The organism is Legionella steelei (assembly GCF_001468005.1).
GTDB lineage: Bacteria > Pseudomonadota > Gammaproteobacteria > Legionellales > Legionellaceae > Legionella > Legionella steelei.
The window spans coordinates 1776337-1793702 of sequence record NZ_LNYY01000019.1; the positions used below are offsets into that span (position 1 = coordinate 1776337).

Below are 17366 nucleotides of genomic sequence, written 5' to 3' on the forward strand. Positions count from 1 at the left end.
ACATCTCCTACGACATTACCACCGCTTATACGACCACAGCCACTGCTCAGGATATGCAAGCAGCATTTCCTCCAATCTTTTATTATATTTTTCCGTATTTTCCAGATAGGCTTGTTTTTTGTCTTTAGAAGCATCACTGGGAATTTCAGGGTAAAATTCGATAATATGTTGTTTTTTGTTTAATCGATAAAAACTAACGGACAATACGGCACAATTCAGACGATGAGCCAGATAAGCGATGCTTCCATAAGTTTTACTTGGCTGGCCTAAGAAACTGGCGCTTAAACTGGACTTGCTATGGCAAGGTGGTCTTAAATCAAAAGGGAAAAAAACAACATTTTTAGTTCTTAATGCAAGACGGGTTTCAGCAAGCGCATTATTTTTGTTAATTATTTTAAAGCCCGCTTTTTCAAAACGGCCCCAAAAAATAGAATTTAGAAAACTGAGTCGTAATGCTTTACGAACACAATAGTAATGGTGTGCTCCTTTTTCAACTTGGTTCAGTGAGAACAGAGGAGCAAACTCCCAATTACCTAAATGCCCCGTTAAAATAAGCACCCCATTTTCTTTTTTGAGCGCATTATATAGATGTTCGACACCAATAAGTTTCACCCTCTTCTCTAAAGATTTTTCTGTTAAAAAATTCATTAAAAAAAGTTCTTTGATACAAAGAAATATATGGGAATAATAGGCAATAGCAATACGTTTTTTCTCGTAGGCTGAAAGCAAACCATGGAATACTTGCTCGATATTTTTTTGCGCAATGCTGTACTTTGTGGGCATCAAGAAGTAAACAATCCACCCTACCCAATTCACCGGAAGCACATTACAATTGCGTTTCATCTCGAGCATACAACATCCTAATCTGTAGATTGCAACAAGCAGAAAATTTGCTCACGCAGTCTACCTACGCGGGTATAGAAAGTAAAGGGATAAACAGTCCAATACCAATCTCGACAACGAGCCCCTACAATCGAAATATAAATGGAGTAATTGATACACTACCCTATATCAGTTTTATACGGTCTAAGATGTAGGCAGCAGGTAAGCATAGCCAAAAGTACTCATTTTTTCTGGATGTTTCTCCCACACCAGATTGAATTTATCGCCTAATTGAGCATTGGGAAACTTTTCAGCTAAATAGCTTGGTATTGCATACTCACCATCGTTTTGCAGCCATATAAGAATAGCGCCATTCATTTTTACCTCTGATAAATTGATCCATTCTGATATATGTATGTCCCCATTAATCCATACATTAGGCCGATGTTTTTCACTGCTGTAGAAAGCTATATTTCCAGCGATCCAGGTGTCGCCAATAATAAATTTTAAAGGTGTCTGTGTTTTTGTATGCCATAATGAGTGAACGTATTTTGACAATTCAAGTCCTGGAAAATCTACTCGACGCGGATTATCATTTTTTTCATTTGCGTGATAGTAATTGACGCCCACATAAAGTGTAATCTGAAACAGAAACATGACTATCCAGAAGGAAAAAAATTTGTAAATCCTATTTTTATTCACTTCAAAATAAGACAAGAGTGCAAGCGGGATAAATGATAAGAAAGGCATACCATACATATCCTTTATTTTATGACCGCTAATAAAACTAATCAAAATTAATAATACAATGGGAGACCAAGCCAACCAGGAAACAATCTTTCTTTTGAAAATTTCTTCAGTTTTCTTGGGGCTTATAGCATGAAAAGGATATAATAAAAGGCAGACTCCTAATAAAGAAAAAACACAATCAAGAATCTGGACCAGCAAAAAACGTAGGGAATAATATAGGCTGTCTTTGACTGTTAAAACATCCCCAAGTCTATCTTTGATATAATATTGGGGGAGAAAATTATGCTGAATTAACCACTGAAGGTGCGGAATGAACAGTATAATAAAGGACAACACCGTCAGATAAGGACCTGCTTTTTTAAAATTATTACGAGCACGAGAATTGAAGACCAGGAATAAAAAAAGTACGGTCGCTTGTATTAGGGTGGTGTATTTCGTGTAAAAACTAAGCGCAATGATGCACCCAAGCAAGATCCAATAGATTATATTAGAGCGTAATAAAGCCAGCGCAAATACATAACTTCCTATCGCTGTCCAAAACATTTGTAATACATTAGGATTAAATTCCGTAGATAGAAAATTAAAGTAGACTATATTTTGTGCCAATGCGGCTCCCATTAGTCCATGAATTGGACTAATAAGTAAAGCCCCTGTTCGATATATTGCATATAAACTAAATCCGCTAGCGAATGCGGACAATCCATAAAATCCAACGGGAGAAGTTCCAAATAGATAATATACAGCCTGGAGCAACCATGCATACAGGGGGGGATGTCTGTAAGTGCCTAAAGGCCATTCGTTGCCCCAAACAAATCCTTCACATACATCAAGCGGGACATTAAGTTGAAAAATCGCAGGCAAAATTACCCAACAGCTGATATGTAAAAAGAAGAGACTCCAGAAGCAATAGGAAATATGTTTTTGAGAGTCCAAAAATTTTAGTCTGTTGCCTCGTGCGATACTATACACATTAACCATCTACATAATTTTAAGGGCTTAAGATTAGCTCAAGTTTCTTATTCTCTCAAGGCATTAAAGAGGCCCAAGAAAAAAATCAACTACATGCCGCTTTTGGCAGAGCAAAATCCAAAACTAGAGAAAAAACCTGAAAATTAGTTCCCAACCTCGAAAATAAAATAGTATTTGGCTTTTAGATCTCAGTTAAGTAATATCAGCACATTAAAAAACTACCGTATTGATTCATTATGGATACAAGCAAAACTCCAACTCGGATTGCAATAGTTGCTGGAGAAGCCTCTGGAGATTTATTGGGGGCAGGATTAATACGCGAGCTAAAAAAGCATCTGCCGGATATTGAATGGATGGGCATTGGTGGTCCTGAGATGATACGGGAAGGTTTTAACTCCAGGATAGACATGCAGCGCCTTTCTGTTATGGGAATTAGTGACGCGCTGCTTCATTACCCTAAATTATTCAAAATCAGAAAAATGCTCTATAAGGAATGGCAGAAAAATCCTCCTGATGTCTTTATTGGAATTGATTATCCTTATTTTAATTTATCACTAGAGCTACGCCTAAAAAAATTGGGGATTAAAACCGTCCATTTGGTCAGCCCCAAAATCTGGGCTTGGCGACAAAAACGAGTTTTTTACATTAAAGAGGCTGTTGATTTAATTCTTACTTTATTTCCTTTTGAAGAGGTTTTATATAAGAAGTTCGATGTCCCAGTACGCTATATAGGCCATCCTCTTGCTGATCATATTGACATAGACATTGATGCCGCCCCTATCAGAAAACAATTGGGCTTTTCAACTCAAGACAAAATAATTAGCGTCCTCCCAGGAAGTAGGGCAAGTGAAATAAAATATATGGGACCGTTATTCCTTGACGTCATGCATGAGCTCACGACACAGATGCCTGATCTTCAGTTTATTGTGCCAACAGCCAATGCCAATCTAAAAGCGCTTTTTTTACAACAAGTAGCAAGTAAGGGGTATGATTTAAAGCTTAAGATACTGGATGGGCAATCTCGTGAAGCCATGCTTGCTTCGGATTTTGCGATAGTCAAATCAGGAACGGCCACATTAGAAGCCATGCTATTAAAACGTCCCATGGTTGTTGCCTTTAAATGGAGTGCGTTAAATCATGCCATTATCGCCCCTCAAGTTAAAATCCCTTTTATCTCCTTACCTAATATTTTAGCAAACCAGAAATTAATTCCTGAGTTTATCCAATCTGAAGCATTAGCTAGGCCAATTGCCCAAAAAGTATTTCAATTGTTGAACTCTACAGATACCGAGGAACAGAAAAAACAATTTACGAGCATACACCACTGCTTAAAACAAAACGCCAATGAAAAAGCAGCCTTAGCTATTTATCAGCTTCTGGGTACTTGTCGCTCTTAAGCCGTTTTTTTAAAAAGTAAGTTTGTCTGTGCCATTCACGATCTGGTAAAGCAGGATAGCCTCCCACTCGCGCACCTGGGTCAACATCTTGAACTGCAGTAGAACCAACCAGAATCGTAGCACGATCTCCTATAGTAAGATGCCCACTTACTCCAGCTTTACCAGCTAAGGTAACATATTCACCTAGTTTACTGCTGCCCGCAATACCGACTTGCCCACAAAGAATAGACCCTTTCCCAATTTTTACATTGTGACCAATCTGGATCAGATTATCCAAACGGCACCAATCACCAATTTCAGTATTTTCCATAGAGCCTCTATCAATACAGGTATTGGCTCCAATTTCAACATGACTTCCGATAACAACCCCACCAGCCTGGGGAATTTTATAATATCCATGCTCATCGCCAGCAAAACCAAACCCATCTTGGCCAATTCGTGCTCCTGGATAAATCAATACCTGATTTCCCATAACGGTATGACTAATACTGACATTATTTTCAATACAACAATCATCGCCAATGACGACACCATCACCTATAAAAGTATTAACTCCAATTTTACAACGAGCGCCGATACGAACGTGCTCACCAATATAAACACCATGAGCAATGTGACATTCTGGACCAAGCGTAGCGCTTGCAGCAATAAAAGCAGTCGGAGCAATAAAATGTTTCACTGCATCAGTTGGGTAGAAGACCTGTGCAATAAGTGCATAAGCCTTATAGGGATTAGGATGAACCAATAAATGCATCTGTTTGGGTGCATGATGTATGTAACTTGGTGAAATAATGCATGCACCTGCTTGAGAGTTTTTTAGCGCTTTTATGTATTTTTTCTCATGCAGCATGGAAATATGATGTTCTTGAGCATTTGCAAGTGGCGCAATATCTGTAACGGTATATGTCGCGCCACCATTATGATGAAGTGATGCGCCAGAACACTTTGCTAAATAAGCCAAACTAAAAGGACCTTGGGGAGTAGAAAATCGAAATGACACAATGCAAACACCTTAATTAATGAATCTTAACGATACAAGCCACGAGTAGAACCTTTAAGAAAGTGCACGATATGATGGATATCAATATTATCTGCAAACTCAGATTGTACTTGTATGATGGCTTCTGCAATGCCTAATCCTTTATGAAATAAAGTCTTATATGCACGTTTAATACAGCTTTTTGCTTCAGATGAATACCCTCTTCGACGTAAACGTTCGACATTAATCCCATATAATTTTGCCGGGTTTCCTGAAACCAAGGCATAAGGACAAACATCTTTAGTGATTAAACTAAGAGCCCCTATCATGGACATGCGACCTAGTTTGATAAATTGATGTAAACCACAAAGAGCGCCGACCGTGACCCAATCCTCAATAACGACATGGCCACCAATGGCCACCGCGTTTGAAATGATATTATGATTCCCAATAAACACATCATGTCCCACGTGCGCTGAGGTCATAAGAACATTATTATTACCGATGCATGTCTGTCCGCCTCCTCCTCGCGTTCCACGATTTATAGTGACGTACTCACGAATAATATTATCATTTCCAATAACGACCTTACTGATCTCTCCATTAAACTTGAGATCTTGAGGAATGCCTCCGATAATGGCCCCGGCACTGATCTGATTACGCGCCCCAATTTCTGTCCATCCCTCAATTGTTACATGGGAAGCAATTGATGTTCCTTCTGCAATCCTTACATTTTCACCGATAATAGAATAAGGACCGATTATGACATTAGGACCGATTTTAGCCCCAGGAGCAATCAATGCTGTTGGATGAATTTGATTCAGGCTAGGAATAACATTAATTGCTAAATGATCTAATTGACTCACTAGCATTTTTACCTCCACAACTTAAATCTCAAAACAACGGTCATTTTAAAGGTACATTAAGTATCCAAACATAATGTACCTTATAAAGCCTTTCTCAATCTAAAAACAAACTTCTGGATATTGTGTCTTTTAGATTAACATGTGTAACTTGCTTTAATGAAAACGTCACGAACAGCAAATCTTTGAGCAAAGTAGATATTATTTTTAGAAATACTGCTACGTATTGACTCTGCATTAACCTGTGACCAATATTGTTCTGTATTAAGACCACCTTGAACGCCAAAGCTGCTGCCGTTATGGAACGGGATTGTTGCTGCTACTGCGATATTCGAGCCCACTACAATAGAAGTCCAAAGCGTTGTTGGCGTAGATTGCTTATAACTATATTGATTCATCACCGCATTAGTTGGGTAATTAGGAATAACTCCTGAAGTACTTAACTTTTCATCCCAGCCAGAATTATAAGAACCACCTAAAACAGACGCCGATACATCGCCGACAACACTTATATAACGATTTAGGCTCCAAGATGCTCCCATACCAATTTGAGGTCCAATTCCGAAATATTTTGCTGAGTAATCAATTTCATCGTCTAATGGAGTTTCGAGCAATGCAAAATTGGGCGTTAAAAATGCCATGGTTCCATTGTATTCAGCTGAAAATCCTTTTTTAAACTCAGTCGCCTTAAGTCCATAAAAACGTGAAAAACGCACATTTTTTAAAACAGAACTTTGGAAATAATGATGTGTTAATAATTCAGCAGTTTGGAAATCATAGTGAGAACTGACCGACGCACTCGCATTAATCATTTCCTGTCCACCAGCATGTAGCAGGCTAAAGAAACTATTTTCATTTTGCACAATTTGGCTTAAGCGGTTTGATAGTACGCCTTGGGGTCCGGTATTAACTATCTCACTAAATCCTTTGCTTTTTAAATTAGTATAAGTAAATGTCACATCGTTATCTTTCTGCGGGCCAAATGTATAACCAGCGCCTACTGTAAAGCCCCAACGCGAGCCAGGTCTTATTTGATGTGCAACAATATCGCCATCCACAGTAAACGTATCGGCAAATAAAGTTTTATTAATTCCTTCGTCACTTAAAGAACCATATATTGCACCGCCAGTAACGAAAAAGCCGTTGCTGTAGTTTTGAACATCACCTAAAGTACCGGAAAAAGCGAGGGTGCTGTTAGCAAGAAATAAGCCGAAAAGAAACTTCCCTTTTTGTTTTAAAATTATCACGTTCACTCCATTAACAGATTACATTTAACAAAAATTTAATCAGAAATCCTCTGAGGCTATAGATTAGCAGAATCCAATTAGATGTCTATATGTTTACCCTTAACTCAGGTAATGAAATCATAAGTCTAACGTGTAAAATAAAAAGACAAAAAGAGCCACTTTTAAGGAGAGTAAAACCTATCCGTTTCGACACATTTTTTTCCGAAAAGTGCTCTCTGCCCCCCAATAGTTGGAACGGGAAAATTTTTTATGTACAAGAAAAACCACGTGGCGTAAGTAAATTTACAATTGACAACCATGCAGAAAAAGTTGACCCTGAGTGATGGTTGCATCCCTATTCTTTTAAAATATTATTTTGGAAATAGATCGCTATGGCACATTTTAAAAAAATAATTTTCTTCTTTTTATATTTCACTCTAAGTATTAATTCCCATAGCCAATCACTAGAACAAGATAATGAAATCCTAATTAGCTACACTTCGCTAGGGATGCTTCCTAAAGAAATGGCAGAAGTAGCCTTAAAAAAAATGCCGCCACTTGATGCACTGACAGCAAAGTACGATGTAACCCTTTATAAAATTAATTATAAAACCCCTGCACCCGATGGACATATGAGCACCGCCTCTGGTCTCGTTGCGATCCCCTCAGTACCGGGTGACCTGGGCATCGTAAGTTATCAACATGGAACTCGCTTCAACCACAATGATGCACCGTCCAGAATGACAGAGGGTGATGCGATTTATCCTGCCTTGTTTGCCAGCCATGGTGGTTATTTGACAGTGCTGCCAGATTACCTTGGTTTTGGAGATAACGAGTTAACCCTACATCCTTACGTACAATATGAAACCCTTGCCAGCAGTAGTGTGAATATGCTTTTGGCCGCCAAAGAACTTGCCCAAAAAATACATATTAAAGTAAATGATCAGCTCTATATTGGTGGTTACTCAGAAGGAGGCTTCTCCTCTTTAGTGATGTTTGAATTACTTAGCACACAGTATCCCAACATACCGGTTACTGCAGTTGCTTTAGGTTCAGCACCTTATGACTGGGATGAAACGATGAAATTCATCATGCTTGATCCTGGCCCCAGAGCAACTGCCTATTTAGCGTATTTTTTCTATTCCCTGCAAGCTTATAAAAACTATTGGACTGATTTAAATCAGATATTTGTCAGCCCATATCATGTCATTGTTCCCAAATTATTTGATGGACTTCATTCGTCGAAAGAAATACTTAATGCGCTCCCGCAAAATCCAGCATTAATTTTTCAACAGGAATTCTTCAATGCCATCTTAGATCATACAGATAGCCACTCGGACAACCTTAGGAGCTATTTCAATCATTATGATTTCTCACCAACAGCACCGTTACTGCTTATCGGTACTAAAGGAGATAAAGACGTGCCTTATCATGGTGCCGAACTCGCTTATGAGCAATTTACAAAATACAGCAGTGCCGTCTTTATTCAATCAGTCAGCGACACCCTCGACCATAGAGATGCCGGACCCTATGTTTTTTATGAAATGCTCAAGTTCTTCAAGCATTCCCATTCCGGATAATAAGATGACACTATTAAGCTAAGCTCAATAGTAAGGTAGGCTGGGCCGTTAAGCCCAGCGTTTGCTGAATTAATTCTTATTTCTCAAAATGTCCATTATGAAAACCATCACGGTAATCTCAATTAACAAGTACGTACCATAATGTTCATACATTGGCATTGTTACATGCTGGGCTTAGCTGCCCAGCCTACGTTTATTAAGTCATTTTTTGCCAAGAGAATAGAATGATAAACAACTCCTATTTTAATGCACAAGAAACCGGGCCATTATCAAGTTGCAATTCATTGCCCCCAAAATCCGTCATAAATTGCCCAGTGTAGGCGTGATTTTGTTTGTTCCATTGTGCTGAAATGAAAATCCGCGGGCGTTCTTTCTCATCCTGATCCATGGCTACGAGCAATAAATTGTCTGTGTGCAGACTAAACCGCGTCACCTCAACTGGATAATCAAAATCAATTTTAGGCAAATCACCGATTTTATTCGGTGCTACAAAAGAAATAGCATTGCTCATTCCCTGCAGATGACAAACAACCGTTTTATGCGCCGCATACGTGGCACCAGAACTAGCCAGAATTAATAACAATAATAAACTCAGACGTTTCATAAGAATGAGCTCCTTCTTTTAAAAAAGAAAATCATAGCTTAATAGTTCGAGTTCACCAACTCCCCTGCATTAAGAATGCTGATATTGCCTGCACCGTATCGGTACAGCAAGTGCTGAATGTTTCTGAACCACATCATGGGAGCTGCTACAAATAATCCATATTCCCTGGCCCCTAGGTACTCGCTTTATGCGCTGTATCCATAACTATCTTTAAGTTATCTCTGAGTTTTCTTCAAAACAAGATTTCTAGATACCGCGCATAAAGCACGGTACTTAGAATACGAAAATAAGAAATCAATTAGACCTCTTGCATAACCTAGGATGCCAGAGATTTAGACAAGCCACTCCTCATTTTTGATCCAGTTATTGCCTGTTCTTTACCCCACTGTTTCGGTTTAAACAGGGTAACTCCTGTTACAAAAATAGCGATACGCTCTAAATCTTTTTCTTCTGACAATGGTGTCGTTTTTGCTTCAAGTTCAAATTCTTTTTTTATTGTTTTGACTAAACACTCAAGATATTTATTGTCTTTGGATCCATTAGTATAAAAAGAAAGGCGCTGTTTAAAAAAGGACTGGATGTCCTTAAAAGTACAACCAAACAAGCAAGAGCTTTTCATTTCCAATAACTTACGTATCACTTCGATTTCATAAATATAGGCATTTGCTTCTGTATTAGCGATTTTTGCTGCAACATTGAACGCATGCCCTGCCTCATGAATAATCGTCCCAATCACCTCAATCGTATTTTGCTCCAAAAAACTTGCCTTTAAAGCAATCGTTTGATTCATGTCCCAATTTTTATGTAGATGTCCCAAGAGCTTATAAGTACTTTTGTTGATAAAGATCGCAGGATTCCCCTGGACACCTAAAAAATCATATGGTGGTTTTAAAATATCAATTTGAATTTGTGGGATAGAAGCAGTTACACCGTTATCGAGTCCACTCCGACCCATTCCACGACATTCTTCTATGAGTAATCGAATATGGTAAATTGTCAACATGATACTCTCCTTGTATACATATAAACAGAACATGATAAATAGAGGACAAAATGACCAATATTTACAAATACCATTATTGCGAATCAATATTTACCAGTCAATACATTTTGCGATCATTCGGTGCATATTTAATTTATTTTGCCAAAAATAATTAAAATCATTTCAAAAAGTGCTCGCGAATCAAATGTTTTTACACTTTGATTGCTTTGTATTCTATGAGTTGCATTTTGATATCGCTGGAGATGAATCGGGGAAGGCCAAATATTTGGCCCTCAATAAAAAGAGGCTTTAAAAGGTGTGCCTGCGTTAGGTTTCCTTGTGGAGGGTTTTTCCAAGCGTTCGTATCAGAAAAAGGAAACTAATTACGAGTTTCACTCACGGCTTAATTAAAGAACATGCCCTCCATCTACTTCAAAGACTTTGCCGGTAATCCAGTTTGCTTTTTCCGAAGCAAGAAATAAAGCCATATTGGCAATATCATTTGGTGTTCCAGGCTTTTGTAAAGGAATATTGCTCACATAATATGCCCATAACTCTGGATTGCTGGTTGACGTATCTTCATTCATTCCCGCCTCAACAACACCTGGCGCAATAGCATTCACCCGTATGCCATGTTTCGCTAAATCCAAGGCAGCATGTTTCGTCCATTTATTCAGTGCCGCCTTCGAAGCACCATAACCAATACCTTTGGGCATGGTGATAATGCCACTGATTGAAGAAATATTTAAAATACAGCCTTTACTTTCTTTTTCCACCATATGCTTCGCGCATAGTTGAGCTAAATAAAGTGGCGAAATCGTATTCACCTGAAAAACTTGCTGCATTTTTTCTGGGGGCAATTCAAACAGTCTTTCACGACATAACATGCCCGCATTATTCACTAAAATGTCGACACCACCTAAATACTCAATGGCCTCTTTAGTAAAAGTTGCAACATGCTCCATTTGGGAAAAATCAGCATACAATGCGTTTGCCTTTCGTCCGAGCACCTTAATCGCTTGCACGGTATCCTCTGCACCCTGTGCACCACTGCGATAACTAATCACCACATCAGCTCCTTGTTCGGCAAAAGCTATGGCTATTCTTTGGCCGATACTGCGGTTAGCTCCGGTAACAATGACTTTTTTCTCTTTAAAATCCATACCGTTTTCCTTAATTAAAGGCACTCAAATTTAAATTCTTTTTACACTACCTCATAGTTAGATGCAATGCATGTGTGACGGAGAAACCCCTGAAGCTTCAAGTTATGACGCTACGGATATAGGACTCCTTTTTTTAAACTAAGCTTCTATTTTTAAAAGAAAATTTTTAATGTAAGAACAATTAAACACCTTGACAGCGAACCTAACGCACAGTAGAAATTAAAGCAACCAAGGATTGGAAAGGAGAGAATGATGGGTGGAGAACTAGAGCTCTATCAGAAAGAAATTGATACAGCAATTCAGCCTATTTTTGCACGTCTTGAACACTATCGTAATGCCATGTTTGAGATAAGGAAATTATTAAAAGACTATTTTTTTGATACATGGCGAACAAAAAAACTCACCGAAGTTGCCCAAGGAGATGAGCTTGTCTTTAGCTTCAATTTGGTTCAGGAAGCTATGGAAAAATGCTTGGTTGAAGAGAACATATTAATAGAAACGGCACAAATAATTAGTAATAACACAGAAAATCCAAGTCTTGTAGCTGCTCTTGATGCACATGTTTTAGAATGTGGTTTACCTATTACACTGCGTGAAACAGATGGAGTATATCTTTTTAAATCGACTAAGTCTTATACGCCTTCTGCTCATGCATTTATGTGTCAATTTGCTTATGCCTTAAGCGCATATCGTTTGTGTTTAGGAATTTGTGAAACCTATTTCGCTCTCTATCGTCATGAAGGGATACAAACAGAATATCTGCAAAATTACAGTGAATCAGCAACTTTGTTAAAACAACAAATTGAAGGAGGCATCAATTTAACCTCCCTACATCAACAGGCCAAGGCCAAAGAAAAGGAAATTATAAGCGCTCTTCGGACTGAGAAAGTCCATGAGGGACTCAGTCGTTTTGAACAGGATCTTGGTTCGCTCACTAGCAAACTGGTCTCGTTATTAGAGTCAGGGACCGTTCTTTTGCAAAATTGTTATCAAGAATTTCCTAACAACCCCATATTATGGATGCTGCATGATCGGAGTTGGCATACCTTGCTCAAGACTCTTTCTGGACTATTGTATGCAGATCAATACACCTATTCTACTTTATACGGCACCTTGACGATTAAAAAAGAATTTATCGAACTAATTAAAACAGAAATAGAGCATTTTGGTTCAGTAACATTAACTAAAAATCCTGTGCTTAAAATTGAGTTTTTAAGAAAAGCAGCAAAACTTATTGCTGAAACAAAAATAGACATCCTTGCAAAGCTTGCCGAACAGGGAGTAGAGGTAGTTAAAGCGCCTAAAATAGGCATATTTCCCCCTACTCCTCCCGATGCTTATTCTCTACTCTTGAGCTCTTGGCAACGCTTTACTGGAAAAGAGCAGGACGATACCATGGAAAAAGAAGATCCATATTCCGGTATGAATCCATACTGATTTATCACTAAAAAGTCATTTCTTCCAAATTGTTGTTACCGGATATAAGAGACTTACTATAAGTCTCTTTCCCTCTTACTTGCAAAGTAGTTTTTATCCACCTACCTAAAAAATATCGAGTACATAAAAGCAAGAGCAATTGTATAAGCCAAGCAGAGTAAAACACGGGGGATAGCACGCATGGACACCACAAAGAAAACACCCATCATGTAAAACAAAAATAATGCGCCAAGAACATATTGGTTTATTCGTTCCGCAGTAGGGTAAGAATAATGGCTCAAAAAGCTATCAGGAAACGCATTCAAGCGCGTGACGACTGTTGCCATAAGAATAATTAGAAAAAACAAATATAAAACAATGAGATAAGTAACCAAAAATAATGCAATCTTAAATTCCTCCCCTTCCTTTTCTTTATCGAAGCTTTTAATAAAGAGCAATGCAATGATCGAAACAATAATCCCAATCAAATTAAAACGAACAAATGAGGAGCTTACTAAAGGAAAAAAATTCAAATGGGTCAACAAGGACCATTGATATTCTGCGACTAACGCGATGAGTATCAGAGGAAAAAATAATGCAGCCTTCAGCAATAAAGGGTTTGTGCTATCCATCTTAAATAACGAATTCGTGTATTGAATACGGAGGAAAATATTCCACACAAATGCAGTAACAAAAATTAAAAAAAACGCATTAATGAGGAACAATAAAGTGATGGGGCTAAACAATACAGAGATAAAAGACTCATGCATCGCATTTCTCAAAAATATTCAGTGCTTTTAATTATAGAACACAAGCTCTGTTTTAACTCGTCTATATAAGACCATCCAAATTGATCAAAATATAATCATCTATACTATAAAAACAGCAACTATTTTTTTTTTGCTCATGAAAGAAAAATTTGAAGAGCTTTCCAAACGTCTCACTGGATTAGGCATTAATCATCAAAGTGTTCAGGAAAATGATAATGACTTAATGCAGCAAATAGCCTATATCGATTATTTAAACCATGCTGCATATAAAGAGATTGAAGAACAATACGCACAGTTTGACCCCAATGCAGATATGGATGCGCAGCTTCAATTTTTTAAAAAAATCATCGCAATCAAAAGTGTCTTAAGAGAGTTACAAGTAGTTCATAATGAATTAACAAAAAATTTATGCCAAAAGGAAGAGATATACATTCACAATGAACAAGACATTTCATTCAATGAAAAATACATTCTTCCGGCCTTAAAAGGAAAACAACCCAGAGAAATTGTGCGCGCAAATTTCTATCAACTCTTAGATAATATCAATAAAAATAATTCGCTGGGTACCGATGAAGCGGCTTATATTAACTCACTCCTAATGCAGCTTGTTTCCAGGCCGGGGGGAATAAAATTAATTGTAAAGCTTAATTATTTACTGGCCACTAAAGATGCACAATTAATATTAAAGCCTAGTGAGAATTTTGAGTGCTCTATGGCCTCTACTGGATTTGCAAAGATTAATCCAAACTATAACAGCAAATTACTTACACCCGACCAAGATTTCAGAACAATTTTAAAAAGAGAAACTGCTCCTGGAGCTGGGACACAAAAAATACTTGTTGGAGTGGATTATCGCTATAACGATAAGATTGCTTCCCTGAATTTAGACACCTATGCCTCAACTGGAAATGGATTAACTGATGCCGGACCACCCTTTATTTTGTTGGCTCATGAGCTCATTCATGGCGTGCATAATCTTACTGGCAAAGCACGAAATAATTTTGGCCCTTTTTTTCAAGGACCAAAATATCGTGATGATCCTTTGATGAGCCTGTTATATCCGCCAAACTCATTATATAGCATGGGTCCTGGGGCTGAAGAATATTGGACTATTGAAGGCGGTAACCTATGTGAAAATCTTATCCGCCAAGAACACGGTTTTTTTGGGCGAACAGGACATATTAGCTCCGAACCAGGCAGTCGCGGAATTCGTGATCTCTATTATCTTGGATTAGCACGCAGCTACAATAAGAGTCATCTAGAGCGCTACTTAGCGTACATCAATAATCTTGAAGAGGCAGAAGACCATGATGAAGAGGATGTGATTGTTGAGAGGCTGCTACGATTTGAAAAATTTAAATCTTTGTCTTACTCTTTAGCCGATCTAGTTAAGCTCAGCCAAAGCTTTTCCCCTTTCCAACTCAATAAAATAGAAAAAGTTATCGCGCAATTCAACGTCCCCTCCGATGAGTCACTCGATGATGCACCTGTCGATAAGGAGCAAATCTTGGAACACTTTTTAGTTTCATTACACCCTAAAGCAGCTCAACTCCTTGTTGTTATTACCAACGGTAATATGGTTGACAATGGCGAAGAAATAGAATTAGATTTGCTCAACCAGGCACTTCCTGCTATTCAAAAAATCAATGAACTGCTCAAAACCTCGAATTTATCCCCGCAACTGCTAGAGCCTTTTGCCCGGTTTACGGAACACATAGAAACAAAAGTCGATCTCCACCATCACAAACACGTCTTCTAGCGTTATAGAAACAAACACCTTGTCATTCCCGCATAAGAAATCCATCTATGTTTTAGCACAGTGCGAATGCAATGATGGATCCCTGCCTGCACAGGGATGACAGTGTGATTTGCGATGACATGTTCAAACGATTTAGAAAAGAGCACAACAGCCGACCTTTATTGATTTCTCTTCATTTTGTTCAACAAAATGCTGAACTAAGGTTTCTTTATTCAATCGCTCATGGAAAACAAACTGTTTGTCAGCTAACAACTGGTTCAGCCATGAGGCGCACATATTCAGTGAGGAGTTATAAAACTTATCAAAATTCGTCCCTGCAAGCGGAAAAATATCCCCTATCCAGGGATCAAGTAGGAAATCCTTGGTAATCACTACAGTATGTCCAATGTCTTCAATATCATAAATCCATGCAGGAATTTTCTGCTGCCTCAGTGAAGCGGCTAAATAGAATGCCTGGTGCTCACAGTTTCCCGCTTTACATCGGGACATGGTGTATTTTATTGGTGCTCTTGCATCGAGAAAACTCATCTTCTTATCCTCAAGATGTTTGGTAACTTTAAATAAAAAAGTTCTTATCTCTCCGACTCCCTGCACCGCAATAAGACTATTTTCATTATATTGGGCCATTCGTTCTGCACGTATTTTTGCTGTTAATTGATTCATAACTAAAGCAGAAGTACTCGCAATACATACGGACATGGTGGTCTCTAATGCTTTACGTAAGGTGTTACGATATTTTAGTGGATCAATCCCCGCTTTTTTGTTGTCAAACAATTTAACCATAGCCAATCTCCATTTGTGCTAATAACTTAGTGCAATTGCAAAAAATATTAAACATCTATTAGCAATAAAATGTTCACTAACTAGAAATCCAATACATCTTTATAACCCTGAGTAACATGAAAAAAATTAAATCTTGATGAAAATAAACTAAGCTCAGTTACTTTTCGTACAACTTGCAATGAGTTAATATCAGACACCATGGTTATTTAACTATTGTTAAACATTTCATTTTTTTGCATGCCAAAACGGCATCAAATTGAGAAATTCATTATAAGGGAGGGCATCAATTAGGTCGTAATGAGCCAAAAAGACCCTGTTAGTATTTTTGAAAACGAAGCTGTGAAGAGTAGGACGGATATTTTCCTGAAAATTGAGTAGTGATTTTTAGGCACTTTCTAGCGAATAAAAAGAGAGGGACAATGAGCATTTTTAAAGATATTACCCACCGTTATTGTAAAAAAATATGGGATGCCTACAAAACACAGGCCGATGACAAGACCTATAAAGGTAAAGAAGCAGCGCTATTAATTAAAAGAAATGAGTTTGCTCGAGATTTAGTAAGAACAATTCAACAAATTGAAGTTACTGACAATGACTATGCTAGCTATTTCGACCAGGTTTTAAACGAAATTAACTCCGCACTAAAGAAAGTTGCAGAGGCGGTTGATGCATATAATAAAGAACATAAAACAACATTCACTGCTGATCTCTATGAAACTTTGTTTACCCCTGCCTTAATCAGTTTTATTAATGCATTAAGCAATCTAGTTAAAAATAGCCCTCCCACAATTGTAACTATTAAAGATAAAGCTTTATTTAACCAAAATAGAGATGCTCCTTTTATTTACTATTTTACGTCGGTCTTATATGAATACATTCTTGACAAAGAATTTGATTTTGCGACCACCAAAGTTGAGCGTGATATTTTTGACGCAAAAAAAAGTTTGATCCTTAAATACGTGCAAAATGCAGGGACTCTATTTACACGTTTTGAAGAAGATGAGAGTAATGCGGAATATCAGGAGCTGATGCAGGCATTGTTAAATAGTATGACTTCTGACGAAAAAGTCATCCAACGACGCAAAACAGAAGAACCAAGTCCAAGCTATATGTCTTTGCTTTCCCAAACATTTTATAAAGCGTCTGAAAAAATAGTAGGGACAAGCCAGTTGGGACAAAAAATGGAGCTTTTGACGAAGCAATTTGGTGAAATAGCAAAAAGTAAGGAGTTCACTGCATCCTAATCTCTTACTCCCATCATAAATAAAGGCGAATGATTACTGAACATTCGCCTTTGCTGGGT

At 37.9% G+C, this 17366-nt stretch carries 15 protein-coding genes; 5 read left to right on the forward strand and 10 right to left on the reverse strand.

Annotation, left to right across the window (positions count from 1 at the left end):
• Positions 1–15: 15 nt before the first annotated feature.
• Together Lste_RS11930 and Lste_RS11935 are read right to left on the reverse strand one after the other, a co-directional pair.
• Positions 16–852, reverse strand: a complete 837-nt coding sequence (locus Lste_RS11930; RefSeq protein ID WP_058511151.1) for a lysophospholipid acyltransferase family protein — start codon at positions 850–852, stop codon at positions 16–18.
• A 174-nt stretch (positions 853–1026) separates the two neighbouring features.
• The gene (locus Lste_RS11935; RefSeq protein WP_193393406.1) at positions 1027–2433 is read right to left on the reverse strand and encodes a glycosyltransferase family 39 protein; all 1407 of its coding nucleotides are present in this window, start codon (positions 2431–2433) and stop codon (positions 1027–1029) included.
• A 344-nt stretch (positions 2434–2777) separates the two neighbouring features.
• Here Lste_RS11935 and lpxB point away from each other — a divergent pair, with 344 nt between their 5' ends.
• Positions 2778–3938: a lipid-A-disaccharide synthase gene (gene lpxB / locus Lste_RS11940; RefSeq protein WP_058511153.1), complete on the forward strand. Its 1161-nt coding sequence runs from the start codon at positions 2778–2780 to the stop codon at positions 3936–3938.
• Here the strand turns inward: lpxB and lpxD are convergent.
• The 3 genes from lpxD to Lste_RS11955 form a co-directional block, all read right to left on the reverse strand.
• The gene (gene lpxD / locus Lste_RS11945) at positions 3904–4941 is read right to left on the reverse strand and encodes a UDP-3-O-(3-hydroxymyristoyl)glucosamine N-acyltransferase (protein ID WP_193393430.1); all 1038 of its coding nucleotides are present in this window, start codon (positions 4939–4941) and stop codon (positions 3904–3906) included. The two genes, lpxB and lpxD, sit on opposite strands and share 35 nt — an antisense overlap.
• A 23-nt stretch (positions 4942–4964) precedes the next feature.
• Positions 4965–5789, reverse strand: coding sequence for an acyl-ACP--UDP-N-acetylglucosamine O-acyltransferase (gene lpxA, locus Lste_RS11950; protein ID WP_058511155.1), 825 nt, complete (start codon positions 5787–5789; stop codon positions 4965–4967).
• Positions 5790–5917: 128 nt separating this feature from the next.
• Positions 5918–7027 carry an Lpg1974 family pore-forming outer membrane protein gene (locus tag Lste_RS11955; RefSeq protein ID WP_058511156.1) on the reverse strand — a complete coding sequence of 370 codons (1110 nt, stop codon included), beginning with the start codon at positions 7025–7027 and terminating at the stop codon, positions 5918–5920.
• Positions 7028–7398: 371 nt separating this feature from the next.
• On the opposite strand from Lste_RS11955, the gene Lste_RS11965 reads away from it, so the two are divergent.
• On the forward strand, positions 7399–8586 hold the full coding sequence (locus Lste_RS11965; protein ID WP_058511158.1) for an alpha/beta hydrolase family protein: 1188 nt from the start codon (positions 7399–7401) through the stop codon (positions 8584–8586).
• A gap of 238 nt (positions 8587–8824) precedes the next feature.
• On the opposite strand, the gene Lste_RS11970 is transcribed toward Lste_RS11965, so the two are convergent.
• The 3 genes from Lste_RS11970 to Lste_RS11980 form a co-directional block, all read right to left on the reverse strand.
• Positions 8825–9190 (reverse strand): hypothetical protein, encoded by a 366-nt coding sequence (locus Lste_RS11970; RefSeq protein ID WP_058511159.1) that lies wholly within the window; start codon positions 9188–9190, stop codon positions 8825–8827.
• Positions 9191–9506: 316 nt separating this feature from the next.
• Positions 9507–10193 (reverse strand): hypothetical protein, encoded by a 687-nt coding sequence (locus Lste_RS11975; protein WP_058511160.1) that lies wholly within the window; start codon positions 10191–10193, stop codon positions 9507–9509.
• 386 nt (positions 10194–10579) lie between these two features.
• A complete protein-coding gene (locus tag Lste_RS11980; RefSeq protein ID WP_058511161.1) occupies positions 10580–11335 on the reverse strand; it encodes an SDR family NAD(P)-dependent oxidoreductase in 756 nt (251 codons plus the stop codon).
• Positions 11336–11584: 249 nt separating this feature from the next.
• On the opposite strand from Lste_RS11980, the gene Lste_RS11985 reads away from it, so the two are divergent.
• Positions 11585–12772, forward strand: coding sequence for a hypothetical protein (locus Lste_RS11985; RefSeq protein ID WP_157070739.1), 1188 nt, complete (start codon positions 11585–11587; stop codon positions 12770–12772).
• A gap of 101 nt (positions 12773–12873) precedes the next feature.
• On the opposite strand, the gene Lste_RS11990 is transcribed toward Lste_RS11985, so the two are convergent.
• Complete coding sequence (locus Lste_RS11990; protein ID WP_058511163.1) at positions 12874–13521, reverse strand: hypothetical protein; 648 nt, start codon at positions 13519–13521, stop codon at positions 12874–12876.
• Positions 13522–13657: 136 nt separating this feature from the next.
• On the opposite strand from Lste_RS11990, the gene Lste_RS11995 reads away from it, so the two are divergent.
• Positions 13658–15280 (forward strand): type III secretion system effector protein, encoded by a 1623-nt coding sequence (locus Lste_RS11995; protein WP_058511164.1) that lies wholly within the window; start codon positions 13658–13660, stop codon positions 15278–15280.
• Between the two features lie 132 nt (positions 15281–15412).
• Here Lste_RS11995 and Lste_RS12000 read toward each other — a convergent pair whose 3' ends face one another.
• A complete protein-coding gene (locus Lste_RS12000; RefSeq protein WP_058511165.1) occupies positions 15413–16063 on the reverse strand; it encodes a hypothetical protein in 651 nt (216 codons plus the stop codon).
• A 419-nt stretch (positions 16064–16482) separates the two neighbouring features.
• Here Lste_RS12000 and Lste_RS12005 point away from each other — a divergent pair, with 419 nt between their 5' ends.
• Positions 16483–17307, forward strand: a complete 825-nt coding sequence (locus tag Lste_RS12005; RefSeq protein ID WP_058511166.1) for a hypothetical protein — start codon at positions 16483–16485, stop codon at positions 17305–17307.
• Positions 17308–17366: the final 59 nt, after the last annotated feature.

What these genes read in the sequence shown, in the direction of transcription:
- Lste_RS12005 (WP_058511166.1), top strand. Translation starts at nt 16,483, where the DNA reads ATGAGCATTTTTAAAGATATTACCCACCGTTATTGTAAAAAAATATGG.
- Lste_RS11985 (WP_157070739.1), top strand. Translation starts at nt 11,585, where the DNA reads ATGATGGGTGGAGAACTAGAGCTCTATCAGAAAGAAATTGATACAGCA.
- lpxB (WP_058511153.1), top strand. Translation starts at nt 2,778, where the DNA reads ATGGATACAAGCAAAACTCCAACTCGGATTGCAATAGTTGCTGGAGAA.
- Lste_RS12000 (WP_058511165.1), bottom strand. Translation starts at nt 16,063, where the DNA reads ATGGTTAAATTGTTTGACAACAAAAAAGCGGGGATTGATCCACTAAAA.
- Lste_RS11930 (WP_058511151.1), bottom strand. Translation starts at nt 852, where the DNA reads ATGCTCGAGATGAAACGCAATTGTAATGTGCTTCCGGTGAATTGGGTA.
- Lste_RS11980 (WP_058511161.1), bottom strand. Translation starts at nt 11,335, where the DNA reads ATGGATTTTAAAGAGAAAAAAGTCATTGTTACCGGAGCTAACCGCAGT.
- lpxA (WP_058511155.1), bottom strand. Translation starts at nt 5,789, where the DNA reads ATGCTAGTGAGTCAATTAGATCATTTAGCAATTAATGTTATTCCTAGC.
- Lste_RS11965 (WP_058511158.1), top strand. Translation starts at nt 7,399, where the DNA reads ATGGCACATTTTAAAAAAATAATTTTCTTCTTTTTATATTTCACTCTA.
- Lste_RS11975 (WP_058511160.1), bottom strand. Translation starts at nt 10,193, where the DNA reads ATGTTGACAATTTACCATATTCGATTACTCATAGAAGAATGTCGTGGA.
- Lste_RS11990 (WP_058511163.1), bottom strand. Translation starts at nt 13,521, where the DNA reads ATGCATGAGTCTTTTATCTCTGTATTGTTTAGCCCCATCACTTTATTG.
- Lste_RS11995 (WP_058511164.1), top strand. Translation starts at nt 13,658, where the DNA reads ATGAAAGAAAAATTTGAAGAGCTTTCCAAACGTCTCACTGGATTAGGC.
- Lste_RS11970 (WP_058511159.1), bottom strand. Translation starts at nt 9,190, where the DNA reads ATGAAACGTCTGAGTTTATTATTGTTATTAATTCTGGCTAGTTCTGGT.